4 protein-coding genes and 1 pseudogene are annotated in these 3,062 nt (G+C 67.8%); 2 read left to right on the top strand and 3 right to left on the bottom strand.

Annotated features, from left to right (window positions below):
• Nucleotides 1-297: pseudogene (locus tag ACIKT0_RS15960) on the top strand (TetR/AcrR family transcriptional regulator); the annotation flags it as partial.
• The gene (locus ACIKT0_RS15955) at nt 294-650 is read left to right on the top strand and encodes a tRNA-binding protein (RefSeq protein ID WP_407106332.1); all 357 of its coding nucleotides are present in this window, start codon (nt 294-296) and stop codon (nt 648-650) included. The pseudogene ACIKT0_RS15960 and the gene ACIKT0_RS15955, both read left to right, overlap by 4 nt.
• An 18-nt stretch (nt 651-668) precedes the next feature.
• On the opposite strand, the gene catB is transcribed toward ACIKT0_RS15955, so the two are convergent.
• The 3 genes from catB to ACIKT0_RS15940 all read right to left on the bottom strand — a co-directional run bounded on the left by catB (nt 669) and on the right by ACIKT0_RS15940 (nt 3,010).
• The gene (catB, locus tag ACIKT0_RS15950; RefSeq protein ID WP_407106335.1) at nt 669-1,343 is read right to left on the bottom strand and encodes a type B chloramphenicol O-acetyltransferase; all 675 of its coding nucleotides are present in this window, start codon (nt 1,341-1,343) and stop codon (nt 669-671) included.
• Nucleotides 1,344-1,577: 234 nt separating this feature from the next.
• Nucleotides 1,578-2,912 (bottom strand): ATP-binding protein, encoded by a 1,335-nt coding sequence (locus ACIKT0_RS15945; protein ID WP_407106330.1) that lies wholly within the window; start codon nt 2,910-2,912, stop codon nt 1,578-1,580.
• Nucleotides 2,909-3,010: a winged helix-turn-helix domain-containing protein gene (locus ACIKT0_RS15940; RefSeq protein ID WP_407106334.1), complete on the bottom strand. Its 102-nt coding sequence runs from the start codon at nt 3,008-3,010 to the stop codon at nt 2,909-2,911. Before ACIKT0_RS15940 ends, ACIKT0_RS15945 begins: the two co-directional genes overlap by 4 nt.
• Nucleotides 3,011-3,062 lie beyond the last annotated feature (52 nt).

Below are 3,062 nucleotides of genomic sequence, written 5' to 3'. Positions count from 1 at the left end.
CTGGCGGCGGCGGGCGTCAACGAGGCCGGCCCGCTCGGCGCCGCGCGCGCGCAGGGCCTCGTGCTGGTGATGGCGCGCGTCTTCGACACGTTCCTGAGGGACAGGGAGCCCGGCCTGCCCGAGACCATGAAGGCGCTCGACGAGGAATTGCGGAAGGCGGAACGCTGGGCGCAGCGCGCGGACGACATCGGCCGCCTGGCGGCTCCGTTGCGCTCCGCCCTCGACCGGATCCTCGGACGCGACCCGCGCCGTCCGCGCGATCGCAGCGGCGGCGACGACATGGCGTCCGCCGCGTGAGCGGTGCGTCCGTCGCGCCGCAGATCGGCTTCGATGATTTTCTCCGGGTCGACATCAGGGTCGGCACGGTGATCGAGGCCGAGCCTTATCCGGAGGCCCGCAAGCCGGCGATCAAGCTGAGGATCGATTTTGGGCCGCAGATCGGAGTGAAGCGTTCCTCGGCCCAGATCACGAAGCACTATGCGCCGGAGGCGCTCGTGGGGAAGCAGGTCGTCGCGGTGGTGAATTTCCCGCCGAGGCAGATCGGCAAGTTCATGTCCGAGGTGCTGACGCTCGGCGTTCCGGACGAGCGCGGAGAGGTGGTGCTGCTGTCGCCCACCGTCGCGGTTCCGGACGGCGGGCGGATGTTCTGAGCGAGAGCCCAGGGCCCGTCAGGACTTGGGGCCCATGCCTGAACTGGTCGGGCCGGGAACGTCGGATTTGATGACCGTCCGCCAGTGGTGATGAAGAGCCGCAACGTCGCCGCTGGTCAGGATAGGCATGGCCTGCTGCAATTGATCGTCGCTCCAGTTCCACCAGCGAAGTTCGAGCAGTCGAGCAATGTCGACATCGGTGAATCGCTTCCGGATGATCCTGGCAGGGTTCCCACCAACGATGGCGTAGGGCTCGACATCCTTCGTCACCAGAGCCCGCGTTCCAATGACCGCCCCGTCGCCGATCGTGACGCCGGGCATGACGACAGCTTCGGACCCGATCCAGACATCATTGCCGACCACCGTGTCGCCAGCCGGCTGGAACCCATTCTTCGCCCCGGCGAAGGAGGGGACTTCAGGCATCCAGAAGAACGGAAAGGTGCTGATCCAGTCGCTGCGATGCCCCTGGTTGCCGGCCATGATGAAGGCCGCGCCTGAGCCAATGGAGCAGAACGAGCCGATGATGAGCTTGTCGGCGTCTTCGCCTGGCAGAAGGAAGCGGGCGCAGTCGTCAAAACCATGCCCGTGATAATAGCCGGAGTAATAGCTGTATCGCCCGACCCGGATGTTGGGATGGGTGACAAGGCGATCGAGGGTGATGCCCTTGAAAGGGCTTTCGAAGACATTGTGCATGATGAGCGCCATCGGCTTGTGAGCCGCATATGCGGCGGCGGTCCGCCCACGAAGTGCGGGCGAACGTCCGCAGGCGACTACGGGTCGCCTGCTTCAGCTTCTCACGTCAGAGACGCGGAAGCGCGATGCGGATGGTACTCGGGGCAATCTTCATCCTCCGATGATAGATTGAGCGGTTCCCGGGCGCCAAGTCCGGCGCCAGCCAGCCGGCTGGTCAACAAGCTCTGAGAGAGCCTAGGCCGGAACCCGCACCACCGCCCTCAGGCCGCCGAGCGGGCTCGCTTCAAGGGTCACGTCGCCGCCGTGGCTGCGGGCGATGTCGCGCGTGATGGCGAGGCCGAGACCCGAGGAGCCCGTTCCGTCCTGGTTGCGGGCTTCGTCGAGCCGCAGGAACGGCCGAAACACCTCCTCGCGCTTGTCCGGCGGGATGCCCGGGCCGTCGTCGTCGATCTTCACCTCGAGCAGGCGTCCGTCATGGACAGCCACGATCGCGATCCGCTTCGCGTAGCGCGCAGCGTTCGCGACGAGGTTCTGCAGGCAGCGCCGGAACGCGTCGGGACGGACGATCGCCATGCTCTCGCCGTGGCTCTCGACGGTGGCGCTTACGCCCGAGGTCTCGGCCGCGCGCTTCAGGTCCTGCAGCATCTGCGGGATGTCCGTCGGCGAGGCCGGCTCGCCGGCGTCGCCGCGCATGAAGGCCAGGTAGCCCTCCAGCATGCGCGACATCTCCTCGACGTCGCGGTTGAGGTCCTCGACCTCGGGCGAGTCCTCGAGCAGCGCGAGCTGCAGCCGGAAGCGGGTCAGGATCGTCCGCAGGTCGTGGCTGACGCCCGCGAGCATCGTCGTGCGCTGCTCCATGGCGCGCTCGATGCGGTCCCGCATGCTGACGAACGACTCCGCCGCCAGCCGGATCTCGCGCGCGCCGCGCGGCCGGAAGTCCGGCGCCGCCCGGCCCTTGCCGAAGCTCTCGGCCGCTTCGGACAGCGCCAGGATCGGCCGCAGCTGCGCGCGCAGGAAGTAGATCGCGACGCCGAGCAGCACGAGCGAGGCGCCGACCATCCAGATCAGGAAGATGTGGCTGTTCGAGGCGTAGGTCTGGTTGCGCCGAGCGAGCACCTTCATCACGGCGTCGCCGAGCTGGATGCGGATCTCGACGAAATTCGATCGTCCGACGGTGTCGATCCAGAACGGCAGCTTGATGTCGTCGGCGATCTCCTCGGACAGCCGCTCGTCCAGGATCGAGAAGAACGGTCGCGGGAGCGGCGGAGGCAGCGCCTGCGGCGGCAGAAACTCGACCTGGAGGGCCAGCCGCTCGCGGGCGATGCGGACGATCTCGGCGTCGCTCACCGGCGGCTTCGATTGATGCAGGTCGACCAAAGCGGCGATGTCGCGGCTGACCGCGGAGGAGAGGCGTTTGGTGACGAGCTCGTAGTGCCGCTCCAGGAACACGAACGCCACGACGCCCTGCAGCAGCACCATCGGGGCGATGATGATGATCAGCGATTGGGTGTAGAGCCCGCGCGGCGCCCGCCGCCGGAGCCAGCCTATGAAGCCGGTCTTCCTGCTCATTCGTCGGTGAGCAGGCGGTAGCCGAGCCCGCGCACCGTCTGCAGCAGGACGGGGTTGGCGGGGTCCGCCTCGATCTTGCGGCGGAGCCTCGTGACCACGACGTCGACCGCCCGGTCGCCCGGCGCGGCGTCGTCGCCCGCGATGGCGGCG

It is taken from the genome of Hansschlegelia beijingensis, from assembly GCF_045505405.1.
GTDB classification, from domain to species: Bacteria; Pseudomonadota; Alphaproteobacteria; order Rhizobiales; family Methylopilaceae; genus Methylopila; species Methylopila beijingensis_A.
Note: the sequence above shows the minus strand (reverse complement) of the source record. Positions and strands in the feature narration are given on the sequence as shown.